General features: G+C 73.2%; 18 protein-coding genes. 13 read left to right on the forward strand and 5 right to left on the reverse strand.

From position 1 onward, the window contains the following. The first annotated feature begins 8 nt into the window (after positions 1-8). The 4 genes from HUN59_RS06400 (at position 9) to HUN59_RS06415 (ending at position 4,151) form a co-directional block, all read left to right on the forward strand. Entirely contained in the window at positions 9-1,679 is a 1,671-nt protein-coding gene (locus tag HUN59_RS06400) for an L-aspartate oxidase (protein WP_174777888.1), read from the forward strand. After that, the gene (gene nadC / locus HUN59_RS06405; RefSeq protein WP_144804422.1) at positions 1,676-2,614 is read left to right on the forward strand and encodes a carboxylating nicotinate-nucleotide diphosphorylase; all 939 of its coding nucleotides are present in this window, start codon (positions 1,676-1,678) and stop codon (positions 2,612-2,614) included. Before HUN59_RS06400 ends, nadC begins: the two co-directional genes overlap by 4 nt. Before the next feature lies 1 nt (position 2,615). After that, complete coding sequence (locus HUN59_RS06410; protein WP_058741416.1) at positions 2,616-3,767, forward strand: cysteine desulfurase family protein; 1,152 nt, start codon at positions 2,616-2,618, stop codon at positions 3,765-3,767. Between the two features lie 69 nt (positions 3,768-3,836). Continuing rightward, positions 3,837-4,151, forward strand: a complete 315-nt coding sequence (locus HUN59_RS06415; protein ID WP_114849754.1) for a hypothetical protein — start codon at positions 3,837-3,839, stop codon at positions 4,149-4,151. Positions 4,152-4,285: 134 nt separating this feature from the next. On the opposite strand, the gene HUN59_RS06420 is transcribed toward HUN59_RS06415, so the two are convergent. Next, positions 4,286-4,750: an MSMEG_6728 family protein gene (locus tag HUN59_RS06420; protein WP_174777889.1), complete on the reverse strand. Its 465-nt coding sequence runs from the start codon at positions 4,748-4,750 to the stop codon at positions 4,286-4,288. Positions 4,751-4,837: 87 nt separating this feature from the next. On the opposite strand from HUN59_RS06420, the gene HUN59_RS06425 reads away from it, so the two are divergent. Then, a complete protein-coding gene (locus HUN59_RS06425) occupies positions 4,838-5,434 on the forward strand; it encodes an NAD(P)H-dependent oxidoreductase (protein ID WP_114849880.1) in 597 nt (198 codons plus the stop codon). Positions 5,435-5,657: 223 nt separating this feature from the next. Here the strand turns inward: HUN59_RS06425 and aroQ are convergent, their stop codons facing one another. After that, on the reverse strand, positions 5,658-6,125 hold the full coding sequence (aroQ, locus tag HUN59_RS06430; RefSeq protein ID WP_174777890.1) for a type II 3-dehydroquinate dehydratase: 468 nt from the start codon (positions 6,123-6,125) through the stop codon (positions 5,658-5,660). Between the two features lie 137 nt (positions 6,126-6,262). Between aroQ and HUN59_RS06435 the strand changes: the two genes are divergently transcribed. Continuing rightward, positions 6,263-7,933 (forward strand): sodium:solute symporter family protein, encoded by a 1,671-nt coding sequence (locus HUN59_RS06435; RefSeq protein WP_174777891.1) that lies wholly within the window; start codon positions 6,263-6,265, stop codon positions 7,931-7,933. Positions 7,934-7,957: 24 nt separating this feature from the next. Further along, a complete protein-coding gene (locus HUN59_RS06440) occupies positions 7,958-8,284 on the forward strand; it encodes a hypothetical protein (RefSeq protein ID WP_114849753.1) in 327 nt (108 codons plus the stop codon). Positions 8,285-8,669: 385 nt separating this feature from the next. On the opposite strand, the gene HUN59_RS06445 is transcribed toward HUN59_RS06440, so the two are convergent. Beyond that, positions 8,670-9,200 (reverse strand): DUF3800 domain-containing protein, encoded by a 531-nt coding sequence (locus tag HUN59_RS06445; protein ID WP_174777892.1) that lies wholly within the window; start codon positions 9,198-9,200, stop codon positions 8,670-8,672. A gap of 98 nt (positions 9,201-9,298) precedes the next feature. On the opposite strand from HUN59_RS06445, the gene HUN59_RS06450 reads away from it, so the two are divergent. From HUN59_RS06450 to HUN59_RS06460, 3 genes are read left to right on the forward strand one after another with little or no spacing between them, the layout of a single operon-like run. Then, positions 9,299-9,715: a VOC family protein gene (locus tag HUN59_RS06450; RefSeq protein ID WP_058741383.1), complete on the forward strand. Its 417-nt coding sequence runs from the start codon at positions 9,299-9,301 to the stop codon at positions 9,713-9,715. A 37-nt stretch (positions 9,716-9,752) separates the two neighbouring features. Beyond that, positions 9,753-10,391 carry a DNA-3-methyladenine glycosylase I gene (locus tag HUN59_RS06455; protein ID WP_174777893.1) on the forward strand — a complete coding sequence of 213 codons (639 nt, stop codon included), beginning with the start codon at positions 9,753-9,755 and terminating at the stop codon, positions 10,389-10,391. A 58-nt stretch (positions 10,392-10,449) separates the two neighbouring features. Beyond that, positions 10,450-11,169 carry a DJ-1/PfpI family protein gene (locus tag HUN59_RS06460; protein WP_174777894.1) on the forward strand — a complete coding sequence of 240 codons (720 nt, stop codon included), beginning with the start codon at positions 10,450-10,452 and terminating at the stop codon, positions 11,167-11,169. Between the two features lie 4 nt (positions 11,170-11,173). Here HUN59_RS06460 and HUN59_RS06465 read toward each other — a convergent pair whose 3' ends face one another. Then, entirely contained in the window at positions 11,174-11,644 is a 471-nt protein-coding gene (locus tag HUN59_RS06465; RefSeq protein ID WP_058741380.1) for a GNAT family N-acetyltransferase, read from the reverse strand. Next, positions 11,641-12,453 carry a LysR family transcriptional regulator substrate-binding protein gene (locus HUN59_RS06470; protein WP_174777895.1) on the reverse strand — a complete coding sequence of 271 codons (813 nt, stop codon included), beginning with the start codon at positions 12,451-12,453 and terminating at the stop codon, positions 11,641-11,643. Before HUN59_RS06470 ends, HUN59_RS06465 begins: the two co-directional genes overlap by 4 nt. Positions 12,454-12,485: 32 nt before the next feature. Here HUN59_RS06470 and HUN59_RS06475 point away from each other — a divergent pair, with 32 nt between their 5' ends. The 3 genes from HUN59_RS06475 to HUN59_RS06485 all read left to right on the forward strand — a co-directional run bounded on the left by HUN59_RS06475 (position 12,486) and on the right by HUN59_RS06485 (position 14,075). Further along, entirely contained in the window at positions 12,486-12,878 is a 393-nt protein-coding gene (locus tag HUN59_RS06475) for a DUF5997 family protein (protein WP_114849749.1), read from the forward strand. A 31-nt stretch (positions 12,879-12,909) separates the two neighbouring features. Continuing rightward, positions 12,910-13,425, forward strand: coding sequence for a hypothetical protein (locus tag HUN59_RS06480; protein WP_174777896.1), 516 nt, complete (start codon positions 12,910-12,912; stop codon positions 13,423-13,425). Positions 13,426-13,547: 122 nt separating this feature from the next. After that, positions 13,548-14,075, forward strand: coding sequence for an Lrp/AsnC family transcriptional regulator (locus HUN59_RS06485; protein ID WP_058741376.1), 528 nt, complete (start codon positions 13,548-13,550; stop codon positions 14,073-14,075). The last annotated feature ends 21 nt before the right edge of the window (positions 14,076-14,096 follow it).

Consider the following 14,096-nt stretch of genomic DNA (forward strand, 5'->3'; position numbering starts at 1 on the left):
ACCGCACCGTGCACGTCGTCATCGTCGGCTCCGGGATCGCCGGACTCACCGCCGCCGTCCGCGCGAGCGCCCGCCACGACGTCACCCTCGTGACGAAGGGTGCGCTGCGCGACGGCGCCACCGCGTACGCCCAGGGCGGCATCGCCGTCGCGCTCGGCGCCGACGACCGTGTCGCCCTGCACGAGCAGGACACCCGTGCCGCGGCCGCCGGCAGCGCCGACGAGCGCGCCGTCGCGGTGCTCTGCGCCGACGGCCCCGCCCGCGTCCGCGACCTGCTCGCGCTCGGGGTGCCGTTCGACCGGACCACCGACCCCGCCAGCCTCGACCGGTACGGCGACGACCTCGCCCGCGGACGCGAGGCCGCCCACGGCCGCTGGCGCGTCCTGCACGCGGACGGCGACGCGACGGGAGCCGCCGTCGAGCGGACCCTCGTCGACGCGCTGCACCGGTGCCACGTCACGATCCTCGAGCGCACCTGCCTGACCGACCTCGTGCTGCGGGACGGCGCCGTGGTCGGGGTCGACGTCCTCGACCTGCTCGGCGAGCCCCGACGCATCGACGCCGACGCCGTCGTGCTCGCCGCCGGCGGGGCCGGGCACCTGTACCGGGAGACCACGAACCCGCTCGTCGCGACGGGCGACGGGGTCGCCGCGGCGTGGCGTGCCGGCGCGGTGGTCGCGGACCTGGAGTTCGTCCAGTTCCACCCGACCCGCCTCGCCGTGCCGGACGGTGGTCTGGTCTCCGAGGCCGTCCGCGGCGAGGGTGCCGTCCTGCGGGACGCGGCCGGTCGCCGCTTCATGACCGCCGTGCACCCGGACGCCGAGCTCGCCCCGCGGGACGTCGTCGCCCGCGGCATCGCGGCCGCGGTCCGCGAGCAGGGTGGTGCGCCCGTCCTCCTCGACGCGACGGGCCTCGACCCCGACCACCTCGTCCGCCGTTTCCCCGGCCTGACCCGCGCGACACGGGCCGCCGGGTTCGACTGGACCCGCGAGGGCGTCCCGGTCGCGCCCGCCGCGCACTACGCGATGGGCGGTGTGGTCACGGACGCCGAGGGGCGCACGAGCCTGCCCGGCCTCCTCGCCGTCGGCGAGACCGCCTGCACAGGGGTGCACGGTGCGAACCGGCTCGCGTCGAACTCCCTGCTCGAGGGACTCGTCTTCGGGGTCCGCGCCGCTGACGCGGTCGCCGTGCCGCGCCCCGCGCACCTCCGGCTCCGCGGCGACGCCGACCTGCCCGTCGTGACCGTCCCGCCCGTGGTGACCGATGGGCACGACGGGACCGACGTGGCGGGCGCACACCGCGCCTCCCGTCCGGTGCACGGTGACCGGCCTGGAGGCGCGACCCACCCCCGCGACGTCACCGACGTCCGCCGGGTGGTCCAGACCGAGATGACCGAGCGGGTCGGGCTGCTGCGCGACGCCGCCGGGCTCGCCGCGGCGCGGCGGACGCTCGACGCCCTGCCGGACCCGGCCCCGACCGGGGTGCGGGCCGCCGAGGACCGCGCGCTGCTCGACCTGGCGCGCATCACGGCCCGCGCCGCCGAGGCGCGGCGCGAGTCCCGCGGCGCGCACGCCCGGACCGACCACCCCGACACCGACCCGACCGCGCCGGTCAGCACCGCGTGGGTCCGGACCCCCGTCACCGTCACCACGCCCGTCCAGCAGGGAGTCCCCGCATGACCACCACCGTCCCCGTCGATCCCGGCACCATCCCGCCGCACGCGCTGCGACGCGTGATCGAGACGGCGCTCGAGGAGGACGCGCCCTGGGGCGACGTGACCAGCGAGGCGCTCATCCCCGCCGACGCGACCGCCACGGCGACCCTGGCGGCGCGCGAGTCCGGCGTGTTCGCCGGCGGGACCGTCTTCGCCGCCGTCATGGTCGCGGTCGACCCGTCCGTCGAGACCGTCCTGCACGTGCGGGACGGTGCTCGGTTCGCGGCCGGTGACGTGCTCGCGACCGTGCACGGGTCGGCACGCTCGGTGCTCCGTGCCGAGCGCGTCGCCCTCAACCTGGCGCAGCGGATGTCCGGCATCGCCACCGTCACCGCCCGGTACGTCGCCGCGGTCGAGGGTACGCGCGCCCGCATCGCCGACACCCGGAAGACCACCCCGGGCCTCCGGGCGCTCGAGCGCTACGCCGTGCGCTGCGGCGGCGGGTACAACCACCGGACCTCGCTGTCCGACGCGGTGCTCGCGAAGGACAACCACCTCGCCGTCCTCGCCGCACGCGGGGTGCCGATCGGCGACGCGATCACCGCGGCCCGGGAGCGGCTCGGGCACACCGTGCACGTCGAGGTCGAGGTGGACCGGCTCGACCAGGTGGAGCCCGTCGTCGCCGCCGGCGTGGACACGATCATGCTCGACAACTTCACCCCGGAGCAGCTCGTCGCCGGCGTCGCTGCCGTGGCCGGGCGCGCGGTGGTCGAGGCCTCCGGCGGGGTGTCGCTCGAGACCGTCGCGGCGATCGCGGCGACGGGGGTCGACGTCGTGTCGGTGGGGGCGCTGACGCACTCGGCGAGGGCGCTCGACCTGGGCCTCGACATCGCGGTGTCCGACGGCGCCGTCGGTGTTCCGTCGCCGTCCGCGTCGCTCGCCGCCCCGGGTCGCGGCTGACGTGTTCTACCTGGACCGCGCCGCGACGACCCCGGTTCGCCGCGAGGTGCTCGAGGCGATGTGGCCGTACCTGACCGGGGTGTTCGGCAACCCGTCCTCCACGCACGGCGTCGGGGACGCGGCCGCGCGCGGGCTCGCCGACGCCCGGGCGACGGTGGCGCGGGTGCTCGGCTGCCGTCCGGGCGAGGTCGTCTTCACCACGGGCGGCACCGAGGGCGCGAACACCGCTGTCAAGGGCATCGCCCTCGCCGCACCGCGCGGTCGGCACGTCGTCACGAGCGCGATCGAGCACGAGGCGGTGCTCGAGAGCTGCCGGTACCTCGAGCGGCACCACGGCTTCACGGTCACGCTCGTGCCGGTGGACGCGGACGGGGTCGTCACGGTCGAGGCGCTCACCGCGGCCCTCCGGGCGGACACCACGCTCGTCTCGATCGCGCACGCCGACAACGAGATCGGGACCGTGCAGGACGTGCCGGCGCTCGCGGCGGCCGCACACGCCGTCGGCGCGCGGTTCCACACCGACGCCGTGCAGAGCGCGCCGTGGCTGGCGGTCGGGCTCGACCTGCTCGGCGTGGACGCGCTCTCGCTCTCTGGTCACAAGCTCGGTGCGCCGAAGGGCACCGGCGTCCTCGTGCTCCGCGCCGGGGTGCCGCTCGAGCCGCTCCTGCACGGCGGTGGGCAGGAACGTGGTCGGCGATCCGGCACCGAGGACGTCGCCGGAGCGGTGGCCGTGGCGACCGCGCTCGCCCTCGCGGCGGGGGAGCGGGTGGACGCGGCGGCCATGGCGGCGGCGACCCGGGACGCCGTGCTCGACGGGGTCACCGCGGCGGTCCCCGGGGCGGTCGTCACGGGGTCCCGGCGCTCGCGCCTGCCGGGGCACGCGTCGTTCTGCTTCCCGGGGGAGCCCGTCAACGGGGAGACCGTGCTGCTCGAGCTCGAGCAGCACGACGTGGTGTCCTCGTCGGGCAGCGCCTGCGCGGCCGGCAGCACCGAGGCCTCGCACGTCCTCACCGCGACCGGACTGTCCGAGGACGTCGCGAGGACCGCGCTCCGCCTGACCTTCGACGCGTCCCTGACCGAGGACGACGCGGCCGCGGTGGTCCGGGCGGTGGCCGATGCGGTGTCGACCGTGCGGCGACTCGGAGTGAACTAGACGTTCTACTCCATGAATGGGGTGATGTCCCCCCTTCTGCGGACCGGCGTGGTCCGCCACGATGGGGGCATGGCCAACGCGATCACGACCCGTCTCCGGCAGGAGGACCGCTTCCGGGTGGTCCAGCTCCTCCCGGCTCCGGCCACCGTCGTCGCGCTCGCCATCGCCGCGCAGCACGACCTCGGGACCGCACCGCTCGGCGTGATCGCGTCCGTCGGTGCGCTCGCGACCCTCGGCAGCGCGCTGCTCCCGATGGTCCGCCCCGCGGCGGTCCGACGGTCGATGCCCGTCCCGCGAGAGGCCGACCGGTACGCCGCGGCCACGCTCACGGCGCTGACGCCGGCCGTCACCACCCCTGACCAGGGGGATGCCGAACAGCACTGAACCACCCGAACCCCGGACGCAGGACCCCTGACCGCGTCCGGAGCAGGGCACGACGTCCCCCCTGTCGTCGGACCCTGCAGCGCCGCCCCCGCCGTGGACGCGGCGCCGGACCCTGACCGGCGCCGCACCCCCTGTCAGTCCGCGGACGGGGGCGGCGTCGTCCCCGGCCAGACGTACTCCAGGTCGTCCGGCACGTGGGGGAACAGCGGGCGGTAGTGCTCCGGAGCCTTCTGCACGAGCTTCGACCGGTGCGACTCGTGCACCGCGGGGTCGTGGTTCCAGGCGGGCACCGGGAAGTCGCCGCGCTCGTACTCCGCGAGGTCCTCCGGAACACGGGCGAGGTCGACGAGCGTCTTGCCCAGGCACGTGTCGGCGTGCCCGCGCTCGAGCCACACCCGGCACGTCGCGTCCTGGTACGCCATCAGCGCCGGCCGGTACCCGCGCCACATCGCGACGACGGGGTGGTGCTGCCAGCCGTAGTCCGGCAGCGTCAGGGCGCGCATGACCTGCAGCGTCTCGACCCGCTGCTTCCCGAGTCGCTTGTCGTCGAGCACCTCGGCGGAGGCCCGGAAGTCGGCGTAGGGCAGGAACGTCTGCATCCCCGCGACGGTACGCGCGGGTGCTGGAGCGCGACACAAGTCGTCACACCCGGGCGGGCGCGGAGCGGGCGTGTGAGCATCGACCGCATGAGCGGAGAACTCGTCGTCGGCGTCAGTGGCAGCCCCTCCGACCCGTCCCGGACGTCCACCCTGGTGGCCGCCACGGTCGCACGGCTCGGGGAGGAGATCGAGGACGCCCGGACAGAGACGGTGGAGATCGGGCCCCTGCTCGCCGACCTCGGCGCAGCGTCCTCACGCGAGGCGATGTCGGACCGGACGCGTCGGGCGCTCGAGACGGTCGAGGCCGCGGACGTGCTCGTGGTCGGCAGCCCGGCGTTCCGCGCGGCGTACTCCGGGGCCTTCAAGCTCTTCTTCGACTGGGTCGGGCAGTACGACCTCGTCGACACCCCGGTGCTGCTCACGGCCACCGGCGGCAGCGACCGGCACGCGCTCCTCGTCGAGCACCAGATGCGGCCGCTGTTCGGCTTCTTCCAGTCCACGACCCTGCCGCTCGGCGTGTTCGGCAACGAGCGCGACTTCACCAAGCGCGAGGGCGGCTACGACATCAGCAGCGTCGACCTCGAGCTCCGCATCGACCAGGCCGTCCGGCGGGCGCTGCCGATCATCCGCGGCGGCTTCGCCACGGCGGGCCTGGCCGACGTCCGCCGCCCCGCCGACTTCTAGACACGCAGCGCGAGGCGCGACCGCGCCGACCTGCCCGGCTCGGCTTCGGCGAGGTGCCGCAACTCGCCGCTGACGCGGCGTCGAGGTGTCACAGAATCCCGGAACGTCCGTCGAGATGCCGAGATCTCGGCACCTCGGGGAAGCAGGCCGCGCGCGTCACGCGGCGCGCGGGCGGACGGGAGGCACGTGGCGGGCCCGCCACGAGCCTCCTGTCCGGTGCGGCTCAGCCGAGCAGGGACGCGACGTGCGCGACCGCGAGGCGGTAGCCGTCGGCGCCCGCGCCGGCGATCACGGCCGTCGCCGCGGTGGCCACGTGGTCGACGTGCCGGAAGGGTTCGCGCTTCCACGTGTTCGACAGGTGCACCTCGACGACGGGGACGTCGAGCGCCTCGACCGCGTCGTGCAGTGCGACGGAGGTGTGCGCGTAGGCGGCGGGGTTGATCACGACGCCGGCGAAGTCGTCGAGCGCCTCGTGCAGCCACTCGACCAGCTCGCCCTCGCGGTTGGTCTGACGGAAGTCCGCCTCGAGCTCGTGCACGGACGCCTCGGTGTGCACGATCGCCTCGATCTCGGCGAGTGTCACGGTGCCGTACTGCGTCGCGTCCCGTCGCCCGAGGATGTCCAGGTTCGGCCCGTTCAGGACGAGGATCCGCCGCGGGCGTGTCGTGGTGTCGGTGGCCGGCTCGCTCATGGGGGAGAGCCTACCGAGCGGGACGCACGGCGACACGGCCTTGCATGCCTTGGCTATGTGAACGGTCACATCGCGGTGTAACGTCTCCGTCCGGGTCGGCGCAGTTGCCGACTGCAACACATGGATGTGGAGATCGCATGGTCCTCGCTGCGGCGACCAACGGGATCCGGCTCGAACTGGGCTGGGTCGACTACTTGATGATCATCGTGTACTTCGCGGTGGTGATCGGCATCGGGTTCACCGCCAGGCGGCAGGTGCGCACGAGCATGGACTTCTTCCTGTCGGGACGGTCCATGCCCGCGTGGATCACCGGTCTGGCCTTCGTGTCCGCGAACCTCGGCGCGACCGAGATCCTGGGAATGGCCGCGAACGGTGCCCAGATCGGCATGGCGACGCTGCACTACTACCTCATCGGTGCGGTGCCCGCGATGGTGTTCCTCGGCCTCGTGATGATGCCCTTCTACTACGGCTCGAAGGTCCGCAGCGTCCCGGAGTTCATGCTCCGCCGCTTCGGCAAGGCCCCGCACCTCGTCAACGCCATCGCCTTCGCGGTGTCGAACGTCCTGATCGCCGGCATCAACCTCTACGCGATGGCCATCGTCATCGAGGCGATGCTCGGCTGGCCGGAGTGGCTCGCCATCCTGGTGTCCGCCGCGTTCGTGCTCGCCTACATCACCCTCGGTGGCCTGAGCAGCGCCATCTACAACGAGGTCATGCAGTTCTTCGTGATCATCGCCGGCCTCGTGCCGCTGACGATCGTCGGTCTGCACCGCGTCGGCGGGTGGAGCGGCCTGACCGAGGCCATCAAGCAGACCCAGGGCGTGCAGCACCTGCAGACCTGGGCCGGGACCGGCATCGGCGACGTCACCAACCCGATCGGCGCGAACTGGCTCGCGATCGTGCTCGGCCTGGGCTTCGTCCTGTCCTTCGGCTACTGGACGACGAACTTCACCGAGGTGCAGCGCGCGTTCTCGGCGAAGAACATGTCGGCCGCCCGTCGGACGCCGCTCATCGCCGCGATCCCGAAGCTCTTCATCCCGTTCATCGTCGTCGTCCCGGGCCTCATCGCCGCGGCGGTCGTCGGCAACCAGTTCGCCTCCGGGGAGCTGACGTACAACGACGCGATCCCGAAGCTCATCCAGATGTACCTGCCGACGGGCGTGCTCGGCATCGCGGTGACGGGCCTCCTCGCCTCGTTCATGGCGGGCATGGCGGCCAACGTGTCGTCCTTCAACACCGTCTTCACGTACGACATCTGGCAGCGCTACATCAAGCCGAACATGCCCGACCTGCACTACCTGCAGACCGGCCGCTGGGTCACGGTCGTCGGCGTGGTCGTCGGCATCGGCACGGCGTTCCTCGCGGCGCAGGCCGGCAACATCATGACGTACATGCAGACGCTGTTCTCGTTCTTCAACGCACCGCTGTTCGGCGTCTTCATCCTCGGCCTGCTGTGGAAGCGGATGACCACGCAGGGCGCACTGTGGGGCTACGTCCTCGGCATCGTCACGCCGACCATCACCTGGATCGCGTACCTGGTGAACCCGGAGCTGTTCTCCACCGCGACCGCGGAGACGATGTACGGCGCGATCATCTCGTTCGTCACGGTGCTCGTCGTCGGCGTGCTCGTCTCGCTCGCGACGAAGCCGAAGGACGTCTCGGAGCTCGGCGGCCTGGTCTACGGCGTCGGCAAGATCGACATGACCGCCGGGGCCGTCGCGACCGACACCGCCTGGTACCGCTCGCCCGCCCTGCTCGGCACCGTCGCCCTGGTGCTCTGCGTCGCCCTCTACCTGCCGTTCCTCTAGGCCCGGACCCGAAGGAGTACCACCATGCGTGACGACACCACCACGCTGACCGAGGAGCAGGTCGCCCTCGTCCGCTCCACCCGTCGACTCGACCTGCGCCGCATCCTCGGCGGCCTGTTCGTGCTCTACGGCGTGATCACCACGATCGTCGGGATCGTGCACTGGGACACCGACCCGCAGAAGACCGGCGGCATCCACATCAACCTGTGGGTGGGCCTGTCGCTGCTCGTCGGCGGCCTGCTGTTCTTCCTCTGGGACCGCCTCAACCCGGTCCCCGCGGAGGACATCATCGGCCAGGCCGAGTCCGAGGCGGACCAGCGCGCCGCCGGCGAGGGCCGCGACGCGGTCTGACCCAGGGGAGCGCCACGGCGCAACAGGCAGGAACGGGCGTGCCCGGTCGGATCACCCGACCGGGCACGCCCGTCCTCGCTCGGTCCAGCGGGTCGGACTGCGTCGCGTCGCGGAGATGGTTGCGGCGACGGCCTAGAGGCACGGTGCGGTTCCGGCGCGCGGGCCACGTCGTGCTTCGCGCGATTGACGCACGCTGCGCTCCGCGCCTAACATTGACATGTCGGTCGGGTGCTCTCGGCCGGAAGCGATCCCCGGATGTCCTGCAGCCAGCGCGGGCCCGGGGATCTGCGCTGTTCAGGGGCTGCGCTGTTCGGGTGCGGCGCTGTTCGGGTGCTGCGCTGTTCAGGATTCCCGCTGTTCAGGATCCCGCCATCGAGATCGGTCTTCACGGGATGACGACGGTCGCGCTCGGCCTCCCGTGATCGAGTCCCGCGCTGTGCGCACCACAGGCGAGGTCCGCCAGCGCCAGGAGCGTCTCGTCGGAGGCGTGCGCATGCTCGTACCGGACGGCCCGTCCGATGCCGCGGTCGCGCAGTGCCCGCAACATCGACCGGTCGTCGCGATCGCGTGCCGGTCCTCGTGTCTCGAACACGACTTCGCCGACGTGCCGCTGTTCGAGCTCCCACACCAGGCGTTCCAGGCAGTGTCGTCGCCTGCGTTCCACCCGGGTAACCGGGCCGTCGTACCGGATGACCAGGACCTCGACTGCGTGACGCAGGAGATCGAGCCACGAGACCCGCTGTGCCGGGAGGGCCTCGTACCAGTGCAGCTTGCGCATCCGACGTGGCGTCGCGGCGAGGATCGCTGTTCGTGCCGCCTGACGATCGCTGATCGCGACGATGACGGCGGCCATCAGGTACGTCGTGTGGTCGAGACCGCCGCCCGGCTCGGATTCGTCGACGAAGGCGGTGCGCATCTCGGTAGCATGTTGCGTTCCACGTTGGTACCGGTCGTGAAGGATGGTTGCGTGTGGTCCGGTACTGCGAGAGGTTCGACCTCGACGAAGGAGTCCCCATGCCCACGATGGTGTTCATCAACCTGCCCGTGACCGACCTCGCCCGGGCGACCGGGTTCTACGAGGCGCTCGGCTACTCGATCAACCCGGACTTCACGGACGAGACCGCCGCGTGCGTCGTGGTGAGCGACACCGTGTACGTGATGCTGCTCACGCACGCGAAGTTCCAGGAGTTCACCGACAAGACGATCGCGGACCCGGGGACGATCGAGGTGATCAACTCCCTGAGCGCCGCGTCGAAGGACGAGGTGCACCGCATCGTCGACGCGGCCGTGATGAGCGGCGGGAACGAGGACCGGCCGGAGATGGACCTCGGCTTCATGTACCAGCGGAGCTTCACGGACCCGGACGGGCACCGCTGGGAGTACGTCTGGATGGACGAGCAGGCGATGACGGACGGCCCGCCGGCCGAGTAGTCCCGACGTCGTCGGTGCCGGCCGCCAAGATGGCAGGGTGACCGACGAACCCGTGGCCCCGCCCGCCGACGAACGCACGACCGCGACGACCGACCTCGTCACGGGGGAGGACGGTCTCGCCCGCCCGGTGTGGGCCGCCACCGACGCGATGCTCCGCGACTACTACGACACCGAGTGGGGGATGCCCGTGCACGACGAGCGTGGGGTGTTCGAGCGGCTCTCGCTCGAGGCGTTCCAGTCCGGGCTCTCCTGGCGCACGATCCTGGCGAAGCGTCCGGCGTTCCGCGCAGCCTTCGCGGACTTCGACCCGGACACCGTGGCCCGCTTCGACGAGGACGACGTCGCACGCCTGATGGCCGACGCCGGCATCGTGCGGAACCAGGCGAAGATCCGGGCGACCATCACCAACGCGAACGCCACGGTCGCCCTCCGTGCGGACGGCGGTCTCGCGGACCTCGTGTGGTCCTTCCGCCCCGACACCACCCCGGCGCCCCGGACCGCCGCCGAGGTGCCGACCACGAGCCCGGAGTCAGTCGCCCTGTCGAAGGCCCTGCGGAAGCGCGGGTTCGCGTTCGTCGGACCGACCACGATGCACGCCCTGATGGAGGCGCTCGGCATCGTCGACACGCACCTGCTCGGCAGCCACCGCCGCGGGACCTCCGGCGTCTGGGCCTGAGCGGGACCGGCACAGAGCGGAACGACCCGACCCGACCCGCCGGGGCTAGGGTCGCGGCATGGACGCCGACACGACACCGGACGCCGAGCGCGGGCACGACCCGGCCGAGGTACGGATCGCGTTCCTGCTGTTCCCCGCGGTGACGCAGCTCGACCTGACCGGCCCGGCGCAGGTCCTCACCCGCGTGCCGGGTGCCCGGGTCGAGTACGTCGCCGGGACGCTCGACCCGGTCGCCACCGACTGCGGGTTCGCCGTCGTCCCGACCCGGACCCTCGAGACCGCCGCCGACGCCGACGTGCTCGTCGTCCCGGGCGGGGACGGCGCCTTCGACGCGATGCTCGACCCCGCGGTGGTGGCGTTCGTCCGACGGCAGGCCGAGCGTGCCACCTGGGTGGTCTCGGTGTGCACGGGAGCGTTCGTGCTCGGGGCCGCCGGGCTCCTCGCGGGGAAGCGGGCGACGACGCACTGGGCGTCGGCGCCCCTGCTCGAGGCGTTCGGCGCCGAGCCGGTGCCGGAGCGGGTCGTGACCGACGGCTCCGTCGTGACCGCGGCCGGGGTGAGCGCCGGGATCGACATGGCGCTGTGGCTCGCGGCGGAGCTCGCCGGGCAGCCCGTCGCCGAGCGGATCCAGCTGCAGCTCGAGTACGACCCGCAGCCGCCGTTCGACGCCGGGTCGGCCCTCCGCGCGGACGCCCTGGTGGTCACCGCGGCCCGCGCCCACACCGAGGCACGTCGGGGTGCCCGCGTCGCGCAGGCTGCCGCAGCGGTGCTGCCCTGACGGTTCAGTCCAGCGGGAGCTGCATCTGCGTCGCGGTGACGCGGTACCCGAGCTGCGCGTACAGGTCCTGCGCCCCGGTGTTGTAGCCGAAGACGTTCAGGCCGATCGACGTCGCGCCGTGCTCACGGGCGACCCGCTGCCCGGCCTCGAGCGCCCGTCGGGCGTGCCCGCGCCGCCGGTGCTCCTCGTCGACCTCGACGTCGAACACCCACCACTCCGCGCTGCCGACCGAGAACGGTCCGATCCAGAGGTACCCGACCACGTCCCCGGCGTCGTCGACCACGTCCCACACGAAGTGCTCCGGCAGGGGAGCGCCGCCCGGGAACCACTGGTCGAGCGACTTCTGCTTGTTCGCCTCGGCCTGCTCGCGGGTCTCGCCGGAGCGCATGCGGGACGCGACGTACTCGGCCATCGTGCGGTCCAGCCACCCCGGGATCCGGTCCGCCGGCATCGGGACGAGCTGCGTCCCGGTCACCGGTTCCCCTTGGAACCGCGCTTCGGCTTGCCGTTCCCGAGCCGCTGCGTGCCCGGTCGGCCGGTCCCGCGGGGCTTCCGCGCGCCCTTGCCCCCGGCCTTGCCGCCGGACGCCTGCTTCGCGGTGGCCTTGCCGCCGCCGCTCCCGGTGCCCGAGCCGCGCCCTCCGCCGCGCCCACCCGTGCCGGACCGACCCGTGCCGGAGCCACCCCGCGACCCACGCGAGCCGTCGTCGTCGGCGTCCGGAGTGCCTCCTGGCCGGTCCTGCGCAGCACGCGAACTGTTGGCGGTCCGCCCACGCACCACGCCGATGAACTCCTCCGTCGTCTCGGACGCGTCTGCGTCCCGCCAGACGAGCGCGATCCGGGTCCCCGCGGCGTCCGCCAGCGGGCGAGCGACCAGGTCCTTCCGGCTCGCGGCGCGGAAGAGCGACTGCGGGAGCACCGCGACGCCGACGTTCGCCTCGACCAGGTCGAGCACCGCGGCGACGTCGGCGGGGACCGGGCCGGCGTCGACGACGTGCACGTCGGCCAGGTCGGTGTCGGAGACGACGTCGGAGGCGGCGAGGGGCGCGTCCTTCGGCATCGCGACGACGGCCGTCTCGGTCCAGAGCGGGATGGCGTTCAGGTGTACGCCGACGGGCATGCGCGCGAAGGCCATGTCGGCCTCGCCGGCAAGGGCCTCGTCGACCCCGTCGTGGCCGATCGGGAGCAGGCCGAGGGTGGCGTTCGGGAAGCGTTCCCGCCAGACCCGGACCCACTTCGCGGGGGAGACCCCCGGGACGAAGGCGATGGTGAGGGCCGCGGTCATGCAACCGAGCATAGGGGCCGTACCCTGGACCCATGGCGCAGGAACAGACGATGAAGGCCGAGACGGCTGCGAAGAAGCTCGGCATCCTGCTGGCGGCCGCCCCGGAGTCCTTCCGCGAGGGTCCCGTCACGCGGACCGCCTTCGACGAGCTCCGCACGCAGCCGCCGGCGTGGCTCGAGGACCTCCGTCGCGACGGCCCGCACCCGCGCCCCGTCGTCGCCCAGAAGCTCGGCGTCTCGATCTCCGGCCTGAACCGTGCCGGCATCGACGAGCCGCTCACGACCGCCCAGGTCAAGGAGTTGCTGCAGGAGATGCCCGAGTGGCTCGTCCGTGAGCGCGCGACCCAGGCCGAGGTGCACGCCGAGAACGCCCGCGTGAAGCAGCAGCGCGCCGAGAAGGCCGCGGCCCGCGCCGCCCAGGACTGACCACCCGGCCCCACCCCGACCACCGCACGCCATGACCGCCGCGCACGAGACCGTCGCCGACGCGATGCTCGTCGTGCCGCAGTTCGCGTCGGTGTGCTGCATCGTCGGCGACCGCTACCGTCCCCGGCCCGGCGTGATCGTGCCCGCGACGGTCATGCTCGTCGCGATGGTGCTGCCCGTGGCGCAGGTCGGTTCCGTCTGGACGCTCCTGGCCGCCACGGCGCTGCTCCTCCTCGCCCCGCTGCCGGTGATGCGCCGTCGCCGCCCCGACGGGCGACGGGCGGAGCCCATGGACGTGCACCGGGCGCTGTCGTCGGTCGTGATGGCCGGCATGCTCCTGATGGGGCACGCGACCGGCCTGGCCGACGACCATGCAGGACACGGCGTGGCCCTGTCCGCCGTGCTCGGCGCCGGGGTGATCGGCTACTGCGCGTTCAGCGGCTGGCTGCTCCGGTACGAGTGGGGCCGGGCGGACCGTCGCGCGGTCCGCAGCGGCGAGGTCTTCGCGATGACGGTCGCCGTCATCGGCATGACGCTCGCCATGTGACCCACCGGCCTGGAGGCACGACCCGCCTCCGCCCGTCGGCCCGCCCCGTTCCGATCGCCGGGTCCGGCGGTCGGCCCGGTGCTCCGGTGCGCGGGCGGACCGGCTCGCGGTAGCGTCGGGGCGTGTCCGACCGACCAGCACGCCGCCCCGATCCCGCGCCGCGCCTCGACGAGGTCGACGAGCGCATCCTCTGGACCCTTGCCGCCGACGCCCGGATCCCGAACAACCGGCTCGCGGCCGCCGTGGGGGTGGCACCGTCGACGTGCCTCGCCCGGGTGCGGGCGCTCGAGGACGCCGGGCTGATCCGGGGCTACCGGGCGGACGTGGACGTCGCGGGGCTCGGGTTCGCGATCGAGGCGATGGTGTCCGTCCGCGTGCACGCCGCCGCCCGGCACGAGCTGCGCGAGTTCGCGAAGCGCCTGCTGCGGGTGCCGGTCGTGCAGGACGTGTCGTTCCTCGCCGGCGACAAGGACTTCCTCGTGCACATCGCGTGCACGTCCACCGAGCAGCTGCGGGACTTCGTCGCGGACGAGCTGAGCGGGGACCCCTCGGTCGCGACGACGCAGACGAACATCGTGTTCGAGCGGCTCGTGGCCGACCGGGCGCAGCAGGGCCGGTCGTTCGACGAGCTGCGGCGCTGGCGGGCCTGAGCGGGGAGCCCCTGCCGGTGA

It is taken from the genome of Curtobacterium sp. Csp2 (genome assembly GCF_013347165.1).

Coding starts and splice junctions, on each gene's coding strand:
- nadC (WP_144804422.1), top strand. CDS start 1,676: ATGACCACCACCGTCCCCGTCGATCCCGGCACCATCCCGCCGCACGCG.
- HUN59_RS06415 (WP_114849754.1), top strand. CDS start 3,837: ATGGCCAACGCGATCACGACCCGTCTCCGGCAGGAGGACCGCTTCCGG.
- HUN59_RS06420 (WP_174777889.1), bottom strand. CDS start 4,750: ATGCAGACGTTCCTGCCCTACGCCGACTTCCGGGCCTCCGCCGAGGTG.
- HUN59_RS06425 (WP_114849880.1), top strand. CDS start 4,838: ATGAGCGGAGAACTCGTCGTCGGCGTCAGTGGCAGCCCCTCCGACCCG.
- aroQ (WP_174777890.1), bottom strand. CDS start 6,125: ATGAGCGAGCCGGCCACCGACACCACGACACGCCCGCGGCGGATCCTC.
- HUN59_RS06435 (WP_174777891.1), top strand. CDS start 6,263: ATGGTCCTCGCTGCGGCGACCAACGGGATCCGGCTCGAACTGGGCTGG.
- HUN59_RS06440 (WP_114849753.1), top strand. CDS start 7,958: ATGCGTGACGACACCACCACGCTGACCGAGGAGCAGGTCGCCCTCGTC.
- HUN59_RS06445 (WP_174777892.1), bottom strand. CDS start 9,200: ATGCGCACCGCCTTCGTCGACGAATCCGAGCCGGGCGGCGGTCTCGAC.
- HUN59_RS06450 (WP_058741383.1), top strand. CDS start 9,299: ATGCCCACGATGGTGTTCATCAACCTGCCCGTGACCGACCTCGCCCGG.
- HUN59_RS06460 (WP_174777894.1), top strand. CDS start 10,450: ATGGACGCCGACACGACACCGGACGCCGAGCGCGGGCACGACCCGGCC.
- HUN59_RS06470 (WP_174777895.1), bottom strand. CDS start 12,453: ATGACCGCGGCCCTCACCATCGCCTTCGTCCCGGGGGTCTCCCCCGCG.
- HUN59_RS06475 (WP_114849749.1), top strand. CDS start 12,486: ATGGCGCAGGAACAGACGATGAAGGCCGAGACGGCTGCGAAGAAGCTC.
- HUN59_RS06480 (WP_174777896.1), top strand. CDS start 12,910: ATGACCGCCGCGCACGAGACCGTCGCCGACGCGATGCTCGTCGTGCCG.